The sequence below is a fragment of the Bradyrhizobium sp. 139 genome (genome assembly GCF_023074175.1).
Lineage (GTDB): Bacteria > Pseudomonadota > Alphaproteobacteria > Rhizobiales > Xanthobacteraceae > Bradyrhizobium.
Genome location: NZ_JADPKS010000149.1, coordinates 74,253 through 90,221 on the forward strand (window position 1 = coordinate 74,253; position 15,969 = coordinate 90,221).

Genomic DNA, 15,969 nt, shown 5'->3' on the forward strand with positions numbered 1-15,969 from the left:
CGTGTATCACTCCGTCGAGGTTGATGGCGTCGACCATCAGTTATGGCTTTCACCCTGCCAATCCGGCTCCTATCATCTTCACTTGCGCGACCAAGTCATTTCCCCGGTCGCGTTCGCCCAATACAGTGAGAATTCAGGTGTGCTGACCATTGCCGGCGAGACCGAACGGGTCCGCTTCGTCATCGAAGGCGACCTGATTCACGTCCACATCCGTGGCATGACTCGCGTTTTGCGCTACAGCGACCCGTTGCGAACGCTCGCTTGCGTGAACCAAGAGGAAAGTTCGCTCATGACCCGCGCACCGATGCCGGGAGTAGTCGTTACGATCGCGGTTTCGCCTGGTCAACCGGTATCCGCAGGCGCGGCGCTGATGATGATTGAGAGCATGAAGCTGGAAACTATTATTCGCTCTTCACAGGATGGCATAGTCGATCGAATCCATTTCAAAGAAGGGGAGAGCTTCGAGCGAAATGCTGTGCTGATTACGCTGTCGAAAGAAGGGCGCTGAAATGCTACGAATCGCTTCTGGGGTGAATGTCAATTCGCAAGACTTTCGTCAAAACGAGCTCCACAACAGGCGGCTTGCTGACGAGTTGAAGGAGCGGCAACGTGCTGTCCGCTTCCAGCGGCCCGAGCGGGAGCTTGAGCGCCTTCGACGTCAAAATAAGCTGTTTGTACGAGATCGGATCGACGCCTTGCTCGATCCAAAAACTCCGTTCCTCGAGCTTTCAACGCTGGCCGCTAACAAGGCCTATAACGGCGAAGTGCCCGGCGCGGCGCAGGTCGTCGGCATCGGGATCGTCGCGGGTCGCGAGATGATGGTTCATGCAGACGACGCAAGCGTAAAGGGCGGCGCATGGTATCCATTGTCTGTCAAGAAGATAGTGCGAGCCTTGGACATCGCAATCGAGAATCGTCTGTCAGTGATTCATTTGTGCGACGGCGCCGGAGGATTCCTACCTTTTCAGGCAGAGTTCTTCGCCGATCGCTACTTCGCGGGTCGGATCCTCCGTAACCAATCCATTCTCTCCAAGATGGGAGTACCGCAGGTCGCGATCGCAATGGGTCATTGCACGGCGGGAGCGGCCTACGTCCCGGCGCTTAGCGAATTCAACATTATGGTCGAGGATACGGGAGCTATATTTCTCGGTGGCCCTCCAGTCGTGAAAGCTGCTACCGGTGAAGACGTATCGGCACAGGAGCTTGGGGGCGCCCACATGCATACGAGCGTGTCGGGCACGAGCGATTATTCCGCGAGCTCCGAGATGCACGCTATTGCGATCGCACGTGATATCGTTGCCCGATTCCATCGGTCCGCGAAGACTCCGATTGATCAAGCCGCCCCGGAGCCACCTGCCTACGACGCATCGGAACTATACGGCATTATTCCAAAGGACCCTCGAGTGCAGTTCGACATGCGGGAGATCATCGCCCGCATGATCGATGGCAGCCGATTTCACGAATACCAGCCGCGTTTCGGCACGTCCCTGCTGTGCGGTTTCGCGCGGCTTCATGGATATCAAATAGGGATTCTTGCAAATAATGGCGTGCTGCTCAGCGAAAGTGCGCTGAAGGGCGCTCACTTCATCCAACTATGCGACAAGAACCGGACGCCCCTGCTCTTCCTGCAGAATACAACGGGTTTCATGGTCGGCCGCGAATACGAGCGCCGTGGCATAACCAAGGATGGCGCCAAGCTGATCATGGCCGTCTCGGGAGCGTCGGTCCCAAAATTCACGGTCGTTTGCAACAGCTCGCACGGAGCAGGTAGCTACGCTATGGCGGGACGTGCTTTCGATCCTCGGTTCGTCTTCACCTGGCCGCAGTCTCAGATCTCTGCGATGGGCGCCGAGCAAGCGGCAGGTGTGCTGACCCATGTTAAGACCAGACAACTGGCCCGTGATGGTGGGCGACTCGCAGAGCAGGAGCTGGCAGCCATTCGAGGTCCCCTTCTCGACGAGTATCGGGAACGATCCAGCGCCTACTATGCAACCTCCGAAATCTGGGACGACGGAATTCTTGATCCAGTCGATACCCGAAGTGCACTCGCGATCGCCATGAGCGCTTCGCTGAATGCTCCCATCGAAGCGCCCCATTATGGCGTATTCCGAATGTAGCCGGCAGGATTCGAACGTCCGTGTCAGTGGATTCTACTCTCTAACTGGAGTCCAAATCGACGGATCATCCTGTCCCCGGCATGAGCCAGATTCGTGTCGCCCGCATTCCGCGGCAGAACTCGAATTCGCGACATTGGTCAAATAGATCAACCCGGGTGGTGCGTTGAATTCGGTGACCACGTTGTCGATTGGGACAACGGCGTTGCGTCGAAGCAGGTGGAGCTGGGTCGCATAGGCCTGATTGGCCGCGCATCGAACCTCGCGTGGGGACTACGCAAAGTGCGTAACACTCGAGATGATCTGCTCGTTACTTCTAGCATTGCGTAGCTAATTGCGAGGCTCCTGCGGGTCGAAGCCATCGACATCTGGAGTTCGCGATTCATGCAAGCGCGGGCTGCCCTACTTACTCTGATCCACCAACGGACGCGTCCGTCACACTAGATCTAAGGTGCTCCCTACCGATGGATTGTTGGTCCATTCATCGCCAATGATAACAATCTTTAGGAGGAGACATGCAAGCCATCATACCGATCGCGGTCAATGATTCTACGACGGGCTGGTTGCAGAAGAAGTCGCCCGCCATGCTAGGCTATGGAACTACCCACCCGTCTTGCCGTCCAATCGTCTGATCTGATCTCGAGCAAAGAACACTAACTCCTTTGCAGGTGAACGTCATGGATAACTTGATTCTTACGCAGCGTCAGGTTGTAGCATTGCAGAGCGAACTGACGTTCAAGCTGACACCGCATGCCTCGACTAGCGGATTGAGGTCGCGCTCGCACGCGCGACTGGCCAATTGGAACAACTAAGCACGTGTAGAGCAATGAACGCCCTCAAATCGATCATCAGCAAAGTTGCTACAGGTGCCACGCTGACTCGCGAGGAGACCGCAACAGCTTTTGAAATCACGATGTCGGGCCAGGCGACATCCTCCCAGATCGGGGGATTATTAATTGGGATGCGGGTACGTGGCGAAACCGTAGAAGAAGTCACCGGCGCAGCCTCGGCCATGAGGAGCAAAATGCTCCGGGTCAGTGCGCCCCCCGATCCTGTCGACATCGTTGGTACGGGCGGTGACGCTTCGGGCTCAGTCAACGTGTCGACATGCGCCTCTTTCATCGTCGCCGGGGCCGGCGTTCCTGTGGCCAAACATGGCAACCGCGCCGTGTCCTCACTATACCGGCGCGACAATCTCGAAGATTGCTTTGCATTCGGGGCAGCACGATGAAAAAACCCGACGGTGCCAAGAACGTTGTGTTGGTCGACCACACTGAAGGTCAATGCCGAGCCATTCAAAGATGAAGATTCCAGATCTCCCTATATGTGCGGTGAGCCTGTAAGTCGGAAACCTGAAGAAGATAACGTCATGGTGCGCTTATCACTACGCGCAGATGCACGCCAGCGCTGTCGGACAAAACGGAGCCCGTGACGAAGCGCCTCCGCCTTTACGCTTTAAGAGGTTTACATCGGGCCCGGGCTGATGACGTCGTCAAGACCGTATGCTTCGGACTGAGATCGCTTGACCGCTCGCGTGCCTGAAGGCCATCCGATGCGATCTGATCGCGATCGAGAGCTTCCGAACGACTCAGGAGGTCAGGGGTTCAAACAGTTTTGCAAGTACGTAGCGAACCTGAGCGAAAAGGGGACAAAGGTGGATCTTTGCACACTGATTGAGCGTAACGCCTCGTTTACTCCCGACAAACCCGCGATCCACTTCGACGGGGGCACTCTAAGCTACGCCGCCTTCATTCAAAGGATCGAGCAGATCGCTCGTGCTCTAAAACACCAGCTCGGCATCGAGAGAGGCGACCGCGTCGCGATCCTTGGCCTCAACCGGCCCGACTACCTGGCCCTGCTCTATGCCTGCGCGCGACTCGGCGCAATGCTCGTTCCATTAAATTGGCGGCTTACGGTCGCGGAACAGTTGTTCATCCTCTCCGACGCCCGTCCAAAAGTGCTAGTTCTAGAACAGGCCTTTGATGCGCTGCTAGCAGCTCTGGCGGGGCAATTGCCCGATACCTTTGTTGCCGGGTTGGACTTTTCGCCTCTCGGCGGAAGTAAGTGGGACTGCCTGGTAGACCAGAGCCGAGGCGACGATCGCAATCAGCACACGGACCTGTCTTGCCCGCTTCTGATTGTCTATACTTCGGGTACCACAGGGCGGCCGAAAGGCGCTGTGCTGCGTCAAGAAGCGTTGCTGTGGAATGGAATTATGAGTCAGCACATGCATAACCTCGGCTCGACCGATCATGTCCTGACAGTCTTGCCGCTGTTTCACGTTGGCGGCCTGAATATCCAGACCACGCCGGCGTTGCATCACGGCGCGACCGTCACCATTCACACGCGATTTACGCCCGAGGCGACGCTTGCTGCGATCGAACGCGACAGACCTACGCTGGCAGCGTTGGTGCCTACCACGATGCAATTCCTAACCGACCATCCTCAGTGGCGGACGACGGACCTCTCCTCACTGAAGGCAGTTTGCACCGGTTCAACCATGGTCCCGCAGCACCTTATCGAACGCTTTGTCGCGCGTGGGGTGCCAGTGCTGCAGGTTTACGGTTCGACCGAGACCTGCCCTATTGCTGTGTATACGAGGCTCGGCGGCGATCTTACGCGTAAGGGCTCGAGCGGCTTGCCCGGCCTATGCTGCGAAGCGGCTATTCTCGATGATACCGGCAACGGGTTGCAGGCAGGCAGCCCGGGCGAGATCGCCGTACGGGGCCCCAATGTCTTCAGCGGGTATTGGGGCGCTCAACAAGCAACGCGCGAGCCTTTGCACAACGGCTGGTATCTCACCGGAGACATCGGCCGCCGCGATGCCGATGGATACTTTTGGGTTCAGGATCGCAAAAGGAACCTGATCATTTCCGGTGGAGAAAATATCTACCCGGCGGAAGTAGAGCGCGCGCTCATGGAGCATCCCGATGTCGCAGACTGCGCCGTTGTCGGTCGACCCGATCCGCGCTGGGATGAGGTGCCGATCGCTTATGTGATCAGGCGGCCGGGGGTTCGCCTTGACGCGGAAGCACTAACGGCGCATGCAGGCTCGCAGCTCGCCCGCTTTAAGGTACCGCGCGAAATTATTTTCACGGAAGAATTGCCACGAACGGCGTTGGGCAAGATCCAGCATTTCGCGCTGAAGGGGCTTACACGATCAAGCCAGCACAACGACGGCGACTGAAGATTTCGATCGGGTTTGGCATTTCCTTTACTCCGCAGGCGTGGCCGCTGAGAGCCGCGAAAAGCCCCAGGGCTCACCGCGTCTATGCGAATACGGCAGCTGCGAGTTGATCATTGTCGGCGCCTTTCCGTCTAATAACCTTGCCCCGAGGTCGCTGATGCCGCGGATCCTCATTATGAATGCCGGTACCGCACAAATGTCGGGCTCTGATCTGGCGACAACCCAACTTTCGCTTGCCTCCAAGTCGGCTTGGTCTCCGTATGGTTTGCACAGGAGGGAGACAGGGGGCCCGACTCCGGTTTTGGTAAGTCAAGGACTCGCCGACTGATATCTCTGGATGCTCGCGCAGTTTGAGAGAATCATTAGAACGCGTCATTTGAACCTCAGAAACGGAGAAAACGATGCATGGACGAGAAGGAAAGAGAGCTCAACAGAGCGGCACTCACAAGCGCTTCTCGGCCCATGCGCCTCCTTCTCGTCTGCAGAGCAGATCGCCGAGCTGCACGACGCCAGAGTTGGCATGGTTCGGAGTGTCTCTTGAAATGCTGCTTGCGGCATACATTACCATCCCCTCACCGAATATCGCGATTTACATCTCCTGCGGCTTTGAACTTGCGAATCAGATCGCAAATGCCATTGCAGTCGACGGTTCGCACGAGTCGTCCATATCTTCACAGGTGCCGCACTCTTCCAGGAAGTTAATAGAGGTGCTGAGCCGGAGCGACGTCGACAGTTGGGGTACCCGTCCTCACTCAGCCGATATTCCGATCGTCTATCCCATCCCCGTTTTTGGCTCCTCGACGCCGCCGACGCCCGCGTCAGTTAGAGCTTTGCCCGTGTCGCTGCCGGCGTATTCTGGGACGTGATCGAACTGCCAATGCCGCCTTTGGGAGCGCGATTTGTATCAATCTTCCTATCAACCGATGAGTAGCGCGCCATTCGAGCCCGTTCGGGTTCAAAAGGAGAGTTCGCTCTTGCGGGCCAGCGTGGACGCTCGCCCTTAACGAGTGCTTGCAGCAATCCCCGTATCAGCGCCTTGCTGAATAAAGCTTCTGCTTATACCCGGAAAAATCGCGCAAGGCGTCTTGAACCTGACCTGACTTGTTCGGCAGTCCAAAACCGCACAACAAGCGCCGACCTCATAGTGTTAGCCTCGGTCATTGCTGTTCAGGAGCATGCGCCGATCCAGATGGAATTGCTGGAACGCGGCCTCATTTTAATCGGACCGCATGGACGCTGGCCGAGAGTGCGAGATCGTCGTTACGGCTCTCACCGCGCGGAAAGCGATTATGCTTGATCCAAGATGAGGGCGTTAAGGGTCACGGCGAGATTGGTCACCAGGATGCCAACGATCCCATTGGTAAAATGAAACCGGCTTTGACTCGGTCCAGAACAACTACAGTCTCGAGGCGCTTTATATCTGGATTTTCATTTATCAAGCGTCGGGTGAAATGCTCGTACTCTTCCATATTATTTGCAGTCACCAACAGGATGAAATCAGCTTGGCCCGTGACGTAAAATCCGCTCATCACCTCCGTCATAGTGCGGATCCCCCGCTTAAAGCGATCAATGATGTCGGCGCGATCGCGCTCAAAGAAAATGAGGACCAGCATAGTCACGTTTCGGCCGATCGCCCTTGGCGAAATGATTGAGACGTCTGATTCTATCACGCCCTCTTTTCGTAGGCGCTTTAGTCGGCGCTGAACTCCGGATGCAGATAGGGCAACTTCGCGCCGAGTTCTTCACTGCTTAGGCGATTGTTGCGTTGAACGAGATCAAGAAGACGAGCATCGATTTTGTCGATTTCCATGGCTGCATTGCGGACTCTCGAGCGCGACCGCCTCCTCAAAGCATGCGAAGTAGTCCCATTGAGCGTCCCGGTCATCTCTAAAACCTCCTCCCTAGCACCTCTACGAATGTACGTCTTCAGCCGACAATGCGCGCACTGACGAGTTGAAAGGCTCAAACCTTATCGGGGACAGCCAACCACCGGTTCCAGCCTTGTGCGCGCCCGGTCGGCTTGTGTCGCCTCCCCTAATTCCAATAAGCCGCTAAAGCTCTTTTCCTCACGGCACTGTTTGTGGAGGTAAATTTGTCGGTACCGCACCTCTCTTGATCCCTGGCAGCTGATTGAACGTAGTTCTTTCGGGAGCGGACATGTGGGCGGCTTAGCGTCACCAATGGAGCGCCATTGGATTGACCTCGCGGGCGAGCTAGTGCGGGGCGAGTTTCCTTCAGCTATTTCACGTCGCGCCCGTGGCGGCGCGCAGGCCACACTGGCGGTTCTCGAAACCGATTAACGACAGGCAGGGCGGCTTCCCGCCTGCGTCCCGTCGTGCGATGATCGATCACTGGACGCAATAGATCAGGAAGCAGCGCGCCCGGTATCGTCCCGCTCGCACCAGCATCGAGATATGGCATCATTGTAATGGCTTCCTCTCCGTCGAAGGTGCCTAGGATTGTCTCTCCTCCGGCGTCACTCAACGTCCGCGGCTTCGCCGCGGCAAACGGCACCTCGATATTGAAATAGCTAAAGCGCGGCATCTCCCGGGCAAGGCGCACCAGAAACGACATTGTTAACGTCACGCCACTGAGCAGCGCATTCAGGACCAGGATCGAAATCTTGGCCGCATCTGCGATACGGCCGAAACGATCGAGCATCGAGGGCGCGTCTGCGTTGAGGCTCACGCCGTGGTAGGGCGGCATCAGCATCAGAAGGCTTGCGCCACGCGCGGCCGCATAGCGGGCGCGCTCGATTGCAAATTGCGTGCTGAAATGTTTGCACGTGATCATGACCGCCTTGCGACTACCCACATGAGCCAGGGACAAATCAACCAATCGCACTCCTGCTCCGATAACAGGAATTGCTCGGAACAATGAGCCAGAATGCAGGTCCATCGACGCGCTCGTCGATCATGCATCGCGGCGCTGCCCCTCAAGGGCAAGCACTCCGGTTTCCGTGAAAGCCGGCGCGACTGGGAAGAGGCGGCTATAGGCGTATTTGCTTGCATTGGCATGAGCAGGCTTCCAACAAGCAGATGTTCTTGACGGACAGATGTCTTTGGGCTCGCTCAGGTCATCAAGAACATTCGATGCCTCGAACAGATAATAGGATCCGAGAATGGTCCTCGCGGTGTTCGCCGTCTGCAACCGAAAGGCCGAACTGATCATCGGGCGTCCAGCCATCTGCTGCGAAGAATTCGTAGTTATTCTTCCAGAGGGTCCACCAGAAAAAGGCTGCGTCGGTGTAGCTCATGCCATAACCCGCTTCACTTTTCTCTTCCGATGCAGGGCATGAGCAATCCCACGAGATCATTCCGGCTCTGCGGCAGCCTTTGCCGATTAGATCGGAGCGATAGAACTTTATCCCAGCGGTCGTCCGTGGATACGCGGTGTTTTTCGCTCAGCATTTTGGAGATGACTGGAACTGTCCTGCTTCGGACCTTATGAGGCGCGGCCCTGCCTCGATCGTGATTATTCCAGATGAGGTCGCATTGGTCGCGGCGCCCGAACTCAGCATCTGGGTAATTTTGGGAAAATATCCCTTGTAAGACGCAACCGTCTAATTCAGCTGCCAACTCAGACTTGTCGGTTTCTCGCGTATCACGACGTGAAAGGGATGATTCACCTAACAGCGGCGTCTTCTTGTACAGCTTTCGAAAAGCAGACGGCGCTAAAGGCTCCGCAGGAAAGAAACGCTAGCGAGCTTTTGTTTCCCTCCCATCGGCTCCTCCCGCGGCCAAGGCATGCTTCTGAGCGAAGCTTGTTCTTGTTCAGCTGAGAGAAGGACACGACGCCCTATTATAGAGATCTTCAAATTGCCGGCGGTCTCAAGGATTCGAGTGCGCTGGCGTCCGTCAGTATCAGTCCCGTATACATCCTTGTCCACTGGACTCCGGCTGGACACTTTCGGAATGAAGCTGAGGCATCGGCGATGGTCAGGCGCATCAGGGACAAGACGCTCGAAAGCCGCAGTGCGCGGCTGGACAAGCCGGTGAGCAAAACGCCCGTCTTGGTATCAATCGGACGAGGCCTGTCGATCGGTTATCGGAGGAACGAGACCGCCGGCACGTGGGTGTTTCGCAAAGCCGACGGATCGCGACTATACGGACCCCCGGACACTCGAACCCAATTGTCAACTACAGCGTGAAGTGCAACCGATCTAAGCGCGCGTCCATTACGGGGGCCCCGATGTAAAACCCACTGTCGACCTCCAAGGTCGTACCGTGCCGTTGTATCTGAATCATGACCGATCCGGGGAGAACAACGCGCAGTAACCGATCTTAAGCCAGACTCCGTCGTGCCAGCAACGATTGACATAATCGAAATAGTCATTGCCGAAAGGATCACATGAATTGTAACCGGCAGGCCCTCGCCGATGTCTTCGATCTGCGACAGACTGTACGCCCTGGCGCCACCCGCTCGATCGCATCGGCTGGACAGCCTGCGAACACCTCAATCTCGTGGCTAGCCACGAGATCGGTGATCTCTTCGCTCATGCCAGCGTCACAGCTTCTTGCTTGAAGGTATCAACTGCGGCCCGGGTCAGCCGAAAAACGCCACGACCACCGGACAGTGAGTGATAGGCAGAGTCGGCTCGGGCCTTGAGAACATCGAACCATTGGTCGGGCGTGAGCCTCGCCGGGCGCTCGCTGATCTGGATCACCCTGCCATTCGGGGCGAAGCGGACGTGAATGATGATCTGCGGATTCATACCGTTCCCGTTTTTTTGCCAGGTTTAGAGACCGGTGGGCTGCTCGATTGTGACGTGTTCAGTTTAGTCCCCTTTGGGTGGACCCGCGCCGCGACTTGAACTTCGCACCTGCATTGGTGCCGGGTGGCCCGTTCGGGTCGGCGGCGATAATCGCCCGTGTGTTAGGCCTCATACGTTCTTCGGCATTGCCGTGAGCTCGTTTCGGACCAACAGTCGATGTCGGCAAACTCCGCCCGTGCGTCCGCGAGATTGATGGCATGGACGGCTTGAGAAACGAATACGAGGAGGCGATTACCTCTTGCTCCGCTCGATACCGAGCGCCTTCAGGCCAAGCAGGAGCCCAATCGTGCGCTTGGAACCGCAACGCTATACTTGCGGCCAACATAGACCGCGAAAGCTGGTTCGAGCGTCTCAGTCGTCGACCGACTAGAAATTCGCTGCGAATAAAATAGTGCTTCGACGGCAGAGAGTCGGCAACAATGATATCAGGATCCGAGAGCGGAATTGCATTCACCGCCTCCGCGTCATCCAGGCGATTCTCTGCGGGTCCAGTGCCGATCACCGCCCAACATGCCTTCTAGCCAGCACCAATCCAGTCGCTCGCGCCCGATCGGCCGTAATCTGCATGCAGTGGTCCGATCCATCGATGAGATGCAGGTCAAACTGCGCAAGACGCCGGAATGGCTGCTGCGTCACATCCGACGCATCACATCGAACCAAGGTGAGCTGCGGAAAGCGGCGCCTTAGGTCAGCAACGGCGCTAATGTCTGTGTTAGCTGTCGCAAGCAGGCGTTCGATTTCGATCAATTGTTCTGTGGCGAGCGCCATTTTGACTCCTTATGACTGTTGCCAATGAGGCATCACTGCCAGAACAGCCGCTCGGGATCCGTGTTCAATTCGTCGATCGCCGACGCAAGCCGGTGGAAAATGCTGTAAAATTTCCAGCTTCCTCGCGCATGATTCTTGAAGAACAGTTTCCAGATCCCGCTCACGGCATCGTAATGAAATAGCGCGACATCGATCTGACCGCCAGCGTTGTCGATATTGCGCGAGCAGCAGGGACTCCCAATGAGATAGCCAGCCTTTACCGGCGTCACACTCGGCGAGACATAGCGGTAGTGCTTGCGCGAGATCAAAGCACGTTCGATCCGCTTGCGATCTAGCTCGTTCGGATGCGGGATCAGCCCGACCGGTACCTCTCTCGACACTCTCACTGCGAGAACATCCCCTCAAAGGACTGTGATCTCTTCTTCAAGGCAACCAACGACCAGCCGCTCACCAAAATCTACAAGATAAATCGGCACGCTCGCTTCGGTATGCATCGCGACCCGGACGATCTCGCCGATAGCACCGGCGCCGACTAGGATCCCATCAGGCGGCGCGGTGGCAACTGACTCGTCATTGATGAGATTGACTGCGGTTTTCACGCGCTGGCCCGATCGATATTTTGGAACGCGCGGCTCTGTCATGACACAGCCACTTCCGGCAATGGCAGATCATCTACGCCCTCGTCGATCGGTTCGACCTCTTTGCGCCCCATGCCGACGCGGTAGCCACTTTCAAGAAATTCGACACCGTAGATATAGAATTTCTGCAGGAACGTGCCGATGGAAACGAAATAACCCACGTCGTCCTTCTTGGCCAGAATGTCGCCGATCGCCTTGCCGCGAAAGGTGCCGTCATTGCGGATGGTGCTGCTGGCCCGCACCTTTTCGCCGAAGCTGAACGCAGGCGGCCCGCTTAGCTGGACCACATCACTGTCGCAAACGATCATGTTCATGCACCGCCCCCTGGCGAACCTGCAGGGCGCACGGAGACGCGAGCAGAGGTGCCTGCGCTGTCGGGCCTCGCTGGCCTTTGAGCCCAAATGCTGTGCCGTGCTCGGGCGCGGAGATCTGTGGCATGATAGGTCGTTTTCGGATTGGCCAAGGCATGGCCGGGGCCGGCGATACCGAGCACAGTCAGCTGTGGAATTCTGGTGGCTACCGCGAGCAGCTTTCCCGCCGCCTGCTCAGGAGTGAGCTTGTCACTACCAACATCCGGACGCGATTCATTGGCGCAGTCGTACTTGCGATTGCAGTAGTTGCCTTGAATATTGCAAGCCGGCGCGACCGCGACATGGATGCGAGCGTAATGATGATGAGCTTCTTCGCTATTGCAGGGATGAGTCCTAACTTTGTCCCAGATTTCGAACGACAGATCGCCCTGGGGCAGCCTGTGACCCATAGCTCCCTTTGCCATTCTTCGAAGAGCTCCGGGAACCCTTATAATCGGCGATGACCCGCATCCCGCCGCTATGCTCAGCATCTTTGACATGTTTTCCGCGTCCGGCAACAGCGTTCATATTCAATTCTCTACCAAGTGTGCCCATGGCGACCAGCCTGAGCGGCCACAGAACGAGAATTAGCAACTCGCGTGCCATCTCGGATGGCGATGGCATTCCCGCCCTGTGAATGAGTTAGCTAGACGTGATCCGCACAGTTGTGCACGCGTCAGCGACAGTTCACACGTCGCAAATGCGACAGGCGTCGCAATCGTGACGGAGACGGCCGTTGGGTTCTGATCGAGCTCGCGTGAAATCCCAAACCCGCACCGGTCGTTTGCGATGCGACCTCTTCCTACTAGCGGACCGCGGCGAGCAGCCCACTTTGCGCCGCTACTTGGCGCTCAACATCTCTATGCTTGCGGGAGCCATATCGCGATCAGTCTCAGGTGTTGCTCGACCAGAAAGCAGAGTTCGTTGCGCGAGAGTGCTTGCGGATCGACGATCGCGTAATGGACGTCAGCCGAGCGTTTGGTGCGCCGCGCATAAATAGCAAGAGCCGATCATTGAAGCGACAGCCGAAGAAGAGGAAGCTCCGCCCGTTCCACCTTTCCTTGATGAGGTCGGGAACTGGTATCTTGATGCCGATTTCAGTCAGAACCTAACATAATCAGCGTCAGTAATCAGAAAGCTCTTGACCGGCAGCACGCTGCTGTGCGGCTTGCGCAGCACAGTAGGCCAATGGGCCGCCGAGGCATGATCAACCTCATGGCCCGCCGCATCGTAAATTGGATACCAGCAATCGACGTGGATGCCGGAGCGCGCGATACCTTGCACCTCACCCCGTCCGTCGCGCGTACCGAGTGCCGTCCGCCCTCGAAAATGCATTTTTTGAGCACCGCACTCGGCCGCGTTGCGGCACGAATGATCGCTATTGCTTTCGGCTCAGCAAACGGCACCTGAAGAGCGGCGCGATATCCTGCCCGCGAGGCGTGCCGTTTGTCCGGATGTGAGGGGTTCATAATTGCGATATGGGCTCTGAAGTAGTTTTTGGTCATGCGTGGGTCTCTGATTTTCCTCGTGGTTTTTGCAATCATCTTGGCGGCGCGCGGGCAGCAGCAAGAACGCTTCGTGTTGCGCCCGACTGCGGCCATGCCGCCGGTCAACGTTCCTTGAGAGCAAGCGCACGGAACGTGTCGGCGACATGATGATCATTTGGGGCACTTATCTGGTCAATCAGATCCGACGGACCATCCACCGGCGGAGATCGTGACAGTCCAGGTTGGTTGCGCCGGCCTCGTTAGCCAGCAGTTACTCTGCGGACCAGCCGGTTGAGCCCTTCGATGGCTGCATGCAGCAGCTTGCCGTCGGTCGGGAAGGTGACGGCTTTGGCTGCACCGTGGTATCCACGGTGACCCGCTTGAGATCGCGCCTGCGCAGTGACCCGGCGTCGTGCGCCACCCTCAGGCTGTCGGCCACCAGAGGCTCGAACTTGTCACCAAAGCGCTTGCGCCACCCAGCGATCGCACACGCCTTCGTTGGAGAGGCCATAAATGTGCTTGAGCAGCAGCAGCCCAACCACGAAGCGGGTCTCGATCTCAGGGCGGCCCTTGTCGCTGTACAGCGGTGCAATCTGCGCATCGATCCAATCCCAGTCGACCTTGCCGGCGAGCTGCGCCAGCTCGTGCTTCATGTTGATGATCTGATCGAGCCTGGCACGAATCAGATCGCCTTTTTGGTCGCATAGGCTCCTCCGCTACGGCCATCGAATCAGGCTTTGCGATTCGACGGAATCTCAAACTGCAAATTGCAGGCTTCCGATGCTCAAACCTATCAAAGCCTGCAATCCGAAACGGGCCAACGTCCGTAAAACCGATTCCTGATCAGCACCTTAGGCGTTGTTCACGGACGATCCCCTAAGAGAGATGTTTCAAGAACGAGGCGGGAGCGAATTGACGTGAGTCAATGCGAACCAAGCGTGTCGGCCATCGATCGCTTTATGCCGAGCGGCATCTGTTGCCGTTGCGAGGCGGCGAGACTCGCAGGCACTCCGTCCCACTTGGCCGCGCCTGCGCCGTGGCCCCAGCCAACGGCTCAGGCGCCGAAAATCGAGGTCCATACATGAATGGCGCACTGCGCATCGCGGGATCTTGGACTTGATCGAAGCAACAGCACCTTTCCCTGATATATGCTGAGATATCAGCACTTCTCGTTCCAGCTCTCCAATAAAAGTTCGAAGCCCACAACGGCATCGAAAATTCTCCTTCGGCAACCGATCGTCGGGCGCGGCCTTGATCACCTAGATAGTCCGGTCTAAGAGTGCGGCGCGCACGTTCGGCTCTTAGAGGACCGGCGCCGCCCCAGTCGTTCAGGCTCGCGCCGACGTAGTTCGATTAGAATGGGATCGCGCCGGCACTGGCGAAGCTAGCTCTCGTGTCTTCTGGCTGGACTTGGGGCGTGCGAGGGCGCGACTCCATCAGTTCGAGCATCGCACGTCCCTTGTCCGTGATGCGCCACCCTCCATTCACACGCTCGACGAGTCGTTGCGAAAAAAGGTCGAGCTCGGGCACGCGGGCGCCCATTCTCTTGGCGCGCGCCGCCCAATCGGGACCGCTCGTGGCCAAGATGGCCATGTCTCGCTTGAGGTCCGGCATTGATGCGAACCCGTCCGGGTAGCTCCTAAGGATCTTCAACACCGTGACCTGGAAATTCACATGAGCACTACAGTGTTGTCCGCACCTACCGCCACATTGTTGGCGCAGAGCGAAGAGCTTCCATGCCGACCTGCCTAAGGCGGTCCGCGGTGATCTCACCTCTTTTGGCGGCGTCCAAGATCTTGGAAGCGACATGGGCCCGAGTGCCGGTTTCGCTGCGAGGCAGACCCTCGCAAACCTCCTCAAGAACAGCACGCAAAAGCGCAATGGTCGTTGCATTGGCGACTCCGCAAGGCGCAAAGAATGGTAGCACAAGGAAGCACGCTGAAACTTTCAAATGAACTACTAGCTGATGCCAGGACTATGAACTTCACCACAGTTTCCGTTGTTCGTTGATTGCCTGAGACGTCGCGGCCGTGTCCTCCTCACTGAGGATAGTTATGATGCTCTTGCTCCGCCACGCCAGTGCCGAGGAACCACCTCCGTGATGGAATTTCAGCCCCGGAGAGACTCTTTTTGACGATTTTCATCGCGATGGCTGTCCTCACCGCTCAACATGAACTCATTCTCATGGCGGCGCATCTTCAGCATCAATATCGCGCGCTGAGGCTGATTGAGCTCGCTCACCCGATGCTCAACTGCGCGCACGGCCATTCGTAACTTGCCTTGGAATCCTTAATTCTCGTTGAAGCCAAGGTTTCGTTGGGCCGAGACCACGTTCTGGAAGCGTGTTGCATAGAGATTGATGACAGACCCGCAGGAAGGTCGCCTCCTTCATGGGATCATCGTCGCGCAAATCGGTCCCGAATCCCTCACCACGACTGGATGCTGCGAGCTGGCGCTCTCAATTATCGGTATGCTTCTTGATCTATTCTTCACTGCGCTTGCTCGAATTCGGTTGCAATTTGCCCGGATTCCAAGAAGGTTTGTGACAACAATACGACATGATCTTTGAATTCGTTGCTGGCAGTCGACTCACGTTGCGCCACGCTCCCGTAGAGCATGGGGACAGTGCAGATTGCGCCTGTGACAATGAC

The 15,969-nt window shown here is 57.1% G+C and carries 13 protein-coding genes and 5 pseudogenes; 6 read left to right on the forward strand and 12 right to left on the reverse strand.

The window, feature by feature from the left end; genetic code table 11:
* Position 1 precedes the first annotated feature (1 nt).
* The 4 genes and pseudogenes from IVA80_RS38765 to IVA80_RS31915 all read left to right on the forward strand — a co-directional run bounded on the left by IVA80_RS38765 (position 2) and on the right by IVA80_RS31915 (position 5,301).
* Positions 2-508 (forward strand): biotin/lipoyl-containing protein, encoded by a 507-nt coding sequence (locus IVA80_RS38765; RefSeq protein ID WP_247438882.1) that lies wholly within the window; start codon positions 2-4, stop codon positions 506-508.
* 1 nt (position 509) lies between these two features.
* Positions 510-2,117, forward strand: a complete 1,608-nt coding sequence (locus tag IVA80_RS31905; RefSeq protein WP_247438884.1) for a carboxyl transferase domain-containing protein — start codon at positions 510-512, stop codon at positions 2,115-2,117.
* Positions 2,118-2,940: 823 nt separating this feature from the next.
* Positions 2,941-3,291 (forward strand): annotated as a pseudogene (locus tag IVA80_RS31910) (anthranilate phosphoribosyltransferase); the annotation flags it as partial.
* Between the two features lie 477 nt (positions 3,292-3,768).
* On the forward strand, positions 3,769-5,301 hold the full coding sequence (locus tag IVA80_RS31915) for a long-chain fatty acid--CoA ligase (RefSeq protein WP_247438970.1): 1,533 nt from the start codon (positions 3,769-3,771) through the stop codon (positions 5,299-5,301).
* A gap of 1,334 nt (positions 5,302-6,635) precedes the next feature.
* On the opposite strand, the pseudogene IVA80_RS31920 reads toward IVA80_RS31915, so the two are convergent.
* The 9 genes and pseudogenes from IVA80_RS31920 to IVA80_RS31960 all read right to left on the reverse strand — a co-directional run.
* Positions 6,636-7,111, reverse strand: a pseudogene (locus tag IVA80_RS31920) (Lrp/AsnC family transcriptional regulator).
* A gap of 428 nt (positions 7,112-7,539) precedes the next feature.
* The gene (locus IVA80_RS31925; RefSeq protein WP_247438886.1) at positions 7,540-8,139 is read right to left on the reverse strand and encodes a hypothetical protein; all 600 of its coding nucleotides are present in this window, start codon (positions 8,137-8,139) and stop codon (positions 7,540-7,542) included.
* Between the two features lie 241 nt (positions 8,140-8,380).
* Complete coding sequence (locus IVA80_RS31930; RefSeq protein WP_247438888.1) at positions 8,381-8,557, reverse strand: hypothetical protein; 177 nt, start codon at positions 8,555-8,557, stop codon at positions 8,381-8,383.
* Positions 8,558-9,796: 1,239 nt separating this feature from the next.
* Positions 9,797-10,015, reverse strand: a complete 219-nt coding sequence (locus tag IVA80_RS31935) for a hypothetical protein (RefSeq protein ID WP_247438890.1) — start codon at positions 10,013-10,015, stop codon at positions 9,797-9,799.
* 558 nt (positions 10,016-10,573) lie between these two features.
* Complete coding sequence (locus IVA80_RS31940) at positions 10,574-10,843, reverse strand: DUF6129 family protein (RefSeq protein ID WP_247438892.1); 270 nt, start codon at positions 10,841-10,843, stop codon at positions 10,574-10,576.
* Positions 10,844-10,875: 32 nt separating this feature from the next.
* Entirely contained in the window at positions 10,876-11,229 is a 354-nt protein-coding gene (locus IVA80_RS31945; RefSeq protein ID WP_247438894.1) for a DUF3024 domain-containing protein, read from the reverse strand.
* A 15-nt stretch (positions 11,230-11,244) separates the two neighbouring features.
* Positions 11,245-11,484, reverse strand: coding sequence for a nitrogen fixation protein NifZ (locus tag IVA80_RS31950; RefSeq protein ID WP_247438896.1), 240 nt, complete (start codon positions 11,482-11,484; stop codon positions 11,245-11,247).
* Entirely contained in the window at positions 11,481-11,795 is a 315-nt protein-coding gene (locus tag IVA80_RS31955) for a nitrogen fixation protein NifZ (protein ID WP_247438898.1), read from the reverse strand. The genes IVA80_RS31950 and IVA80_RS31955 overlap by 4 nt, the downstream gene beginning before the upstream one ends.
* A 101-nt stretch (positions 11,796-11,896) precedes the next feature.
* Positions 11,897-12,302, reverse strand: a pseudogene (locus IVA80_RS31960) (nitrogenase cofactor biosynthesis protein NifB); the annotation flags it as partial.
* A 732-nt stretch (positions 12,303-13,034) separates the two neighbouring features.
* On the opposite strand from IVA80_RS31960, the gene IVA80_RS31965 reads away from it, so the two are divergent.
* The gene (locus IVA80_RS31965) at positions 13,035-13,241 is read left to right on the forward strand and encodes a hypothetical protein (RefSeq protein ID WP_247438900.1); all 207 of its coding nucleotides are present in this window, start codon (positions 13,035-13,037) and stop codon (positions 13,239-13,241) included.
* 340 nt (positions 13,242-13,581) lie between these two features.
* Here IVA80_RS31965 and IVA80_RS31970 read toward each other — a convergent pair.
* The 3 genes and pseudogenes from IVA80_RS31970 to IVA80_RS38770 all read right to left on the reverse strand — a co-directional run.
* Positions 13,582-14,004, reverse strand: a pseudogene (locus IVA80_RS31970) (IS5/IS1182 family transposase); the annotation flags it as partial.
* A gap of 736 nt (positions 14,005-14,740) precedes the next feature.
* A pseudogene (locus IVA80_RS31975) lies at positions 14,741-14,992 on the reverse strand (hypothetical protein); the annotation flags it as partial.
* Between the two features lie 25 nt (positions 14,993-15,017).
* Positions 15,018-15,245: a hypothetical protein gene (locus tag IVA80_RS38770; RefSeq protein ID WP_247438971.1), complete on the reverse strand. Its 228-nt coding sequence runs from the start codon at positions 15,243-15,245 to the stop codon at positions 15,018-15,020.
* A 203-nt stretch (positions 15,246-15,448) separates the two neighbouring features.
* Here IVA80_RS38770 and IVA80_RS31985 point away from each other — a divergent pair, with 203 nt between their 5' ends.
* Positions 15,449-15,592, forward strand: coding sequence for a hypothetical protein (locus IVA80_RS31985; RefSeq protein ID WP_247438901.1), 144 nt, complete (start codon positions 15,449-15,451; stop codon positions 15,590-15,592).
* Positions 15,593-15,969 lie beyond the last annotated feature (377 nt).

Excerpts from the sequence above, each read along its gene's own strand:
- IVA80_RS31905 (WP_247438884.1), top strand. The coding sequence starts at position 510 with ATGCTACGAATCGCTTCTGGGGTGAATGTCAATTCGCAAGACTTTCGT.
- IVA80_RS31930 (WP_247438888.1), bottom strand. The coding sequence starts at position 8,557 with ATGAGCTACACCGACGCAGCCTTTTTCTGGTGGACCCTCTGGAAGAAT.
- IVA80_RS31935 (WP_247438890.1), bottom strand. The coding sequence starts at position 10,015 with ATGAATCCGCAGATCATCATTCACGTCCGCTTCGCCCCGAATGGCAGG.
- IVA80_RS31940 (WP_247438892.1), bottom strand. The coding sequence starts at position 10,843 with ATGGCGCTCGCCACAGAACAATTGATCGAAATCGAACGCCTGCTTGCG.
- IVA80_RS31950 (WP_247438896.1), bottom strand. The coding sequence starts at position 11,484 with ATGACAGAGCCGCGCGTTCCAAAATATCGATCGGGCCAGCGCGTGAAA.
- IVA80_RS31955 (WP_247438898.1), bottom strand. The coding sequence starts at position 11,795 with ATGAACATGATCGTTTGCGACAGTGATGTGGTCCAGCTAAGCGGGCCG.
- IVA80_RS31965 (WP_247438900.1), top strand. The coding sequence starts at position 13,035 with ATGATCAACCTCATGGCCCGCCGCATCGTAAATTGGATACCAGCAATC.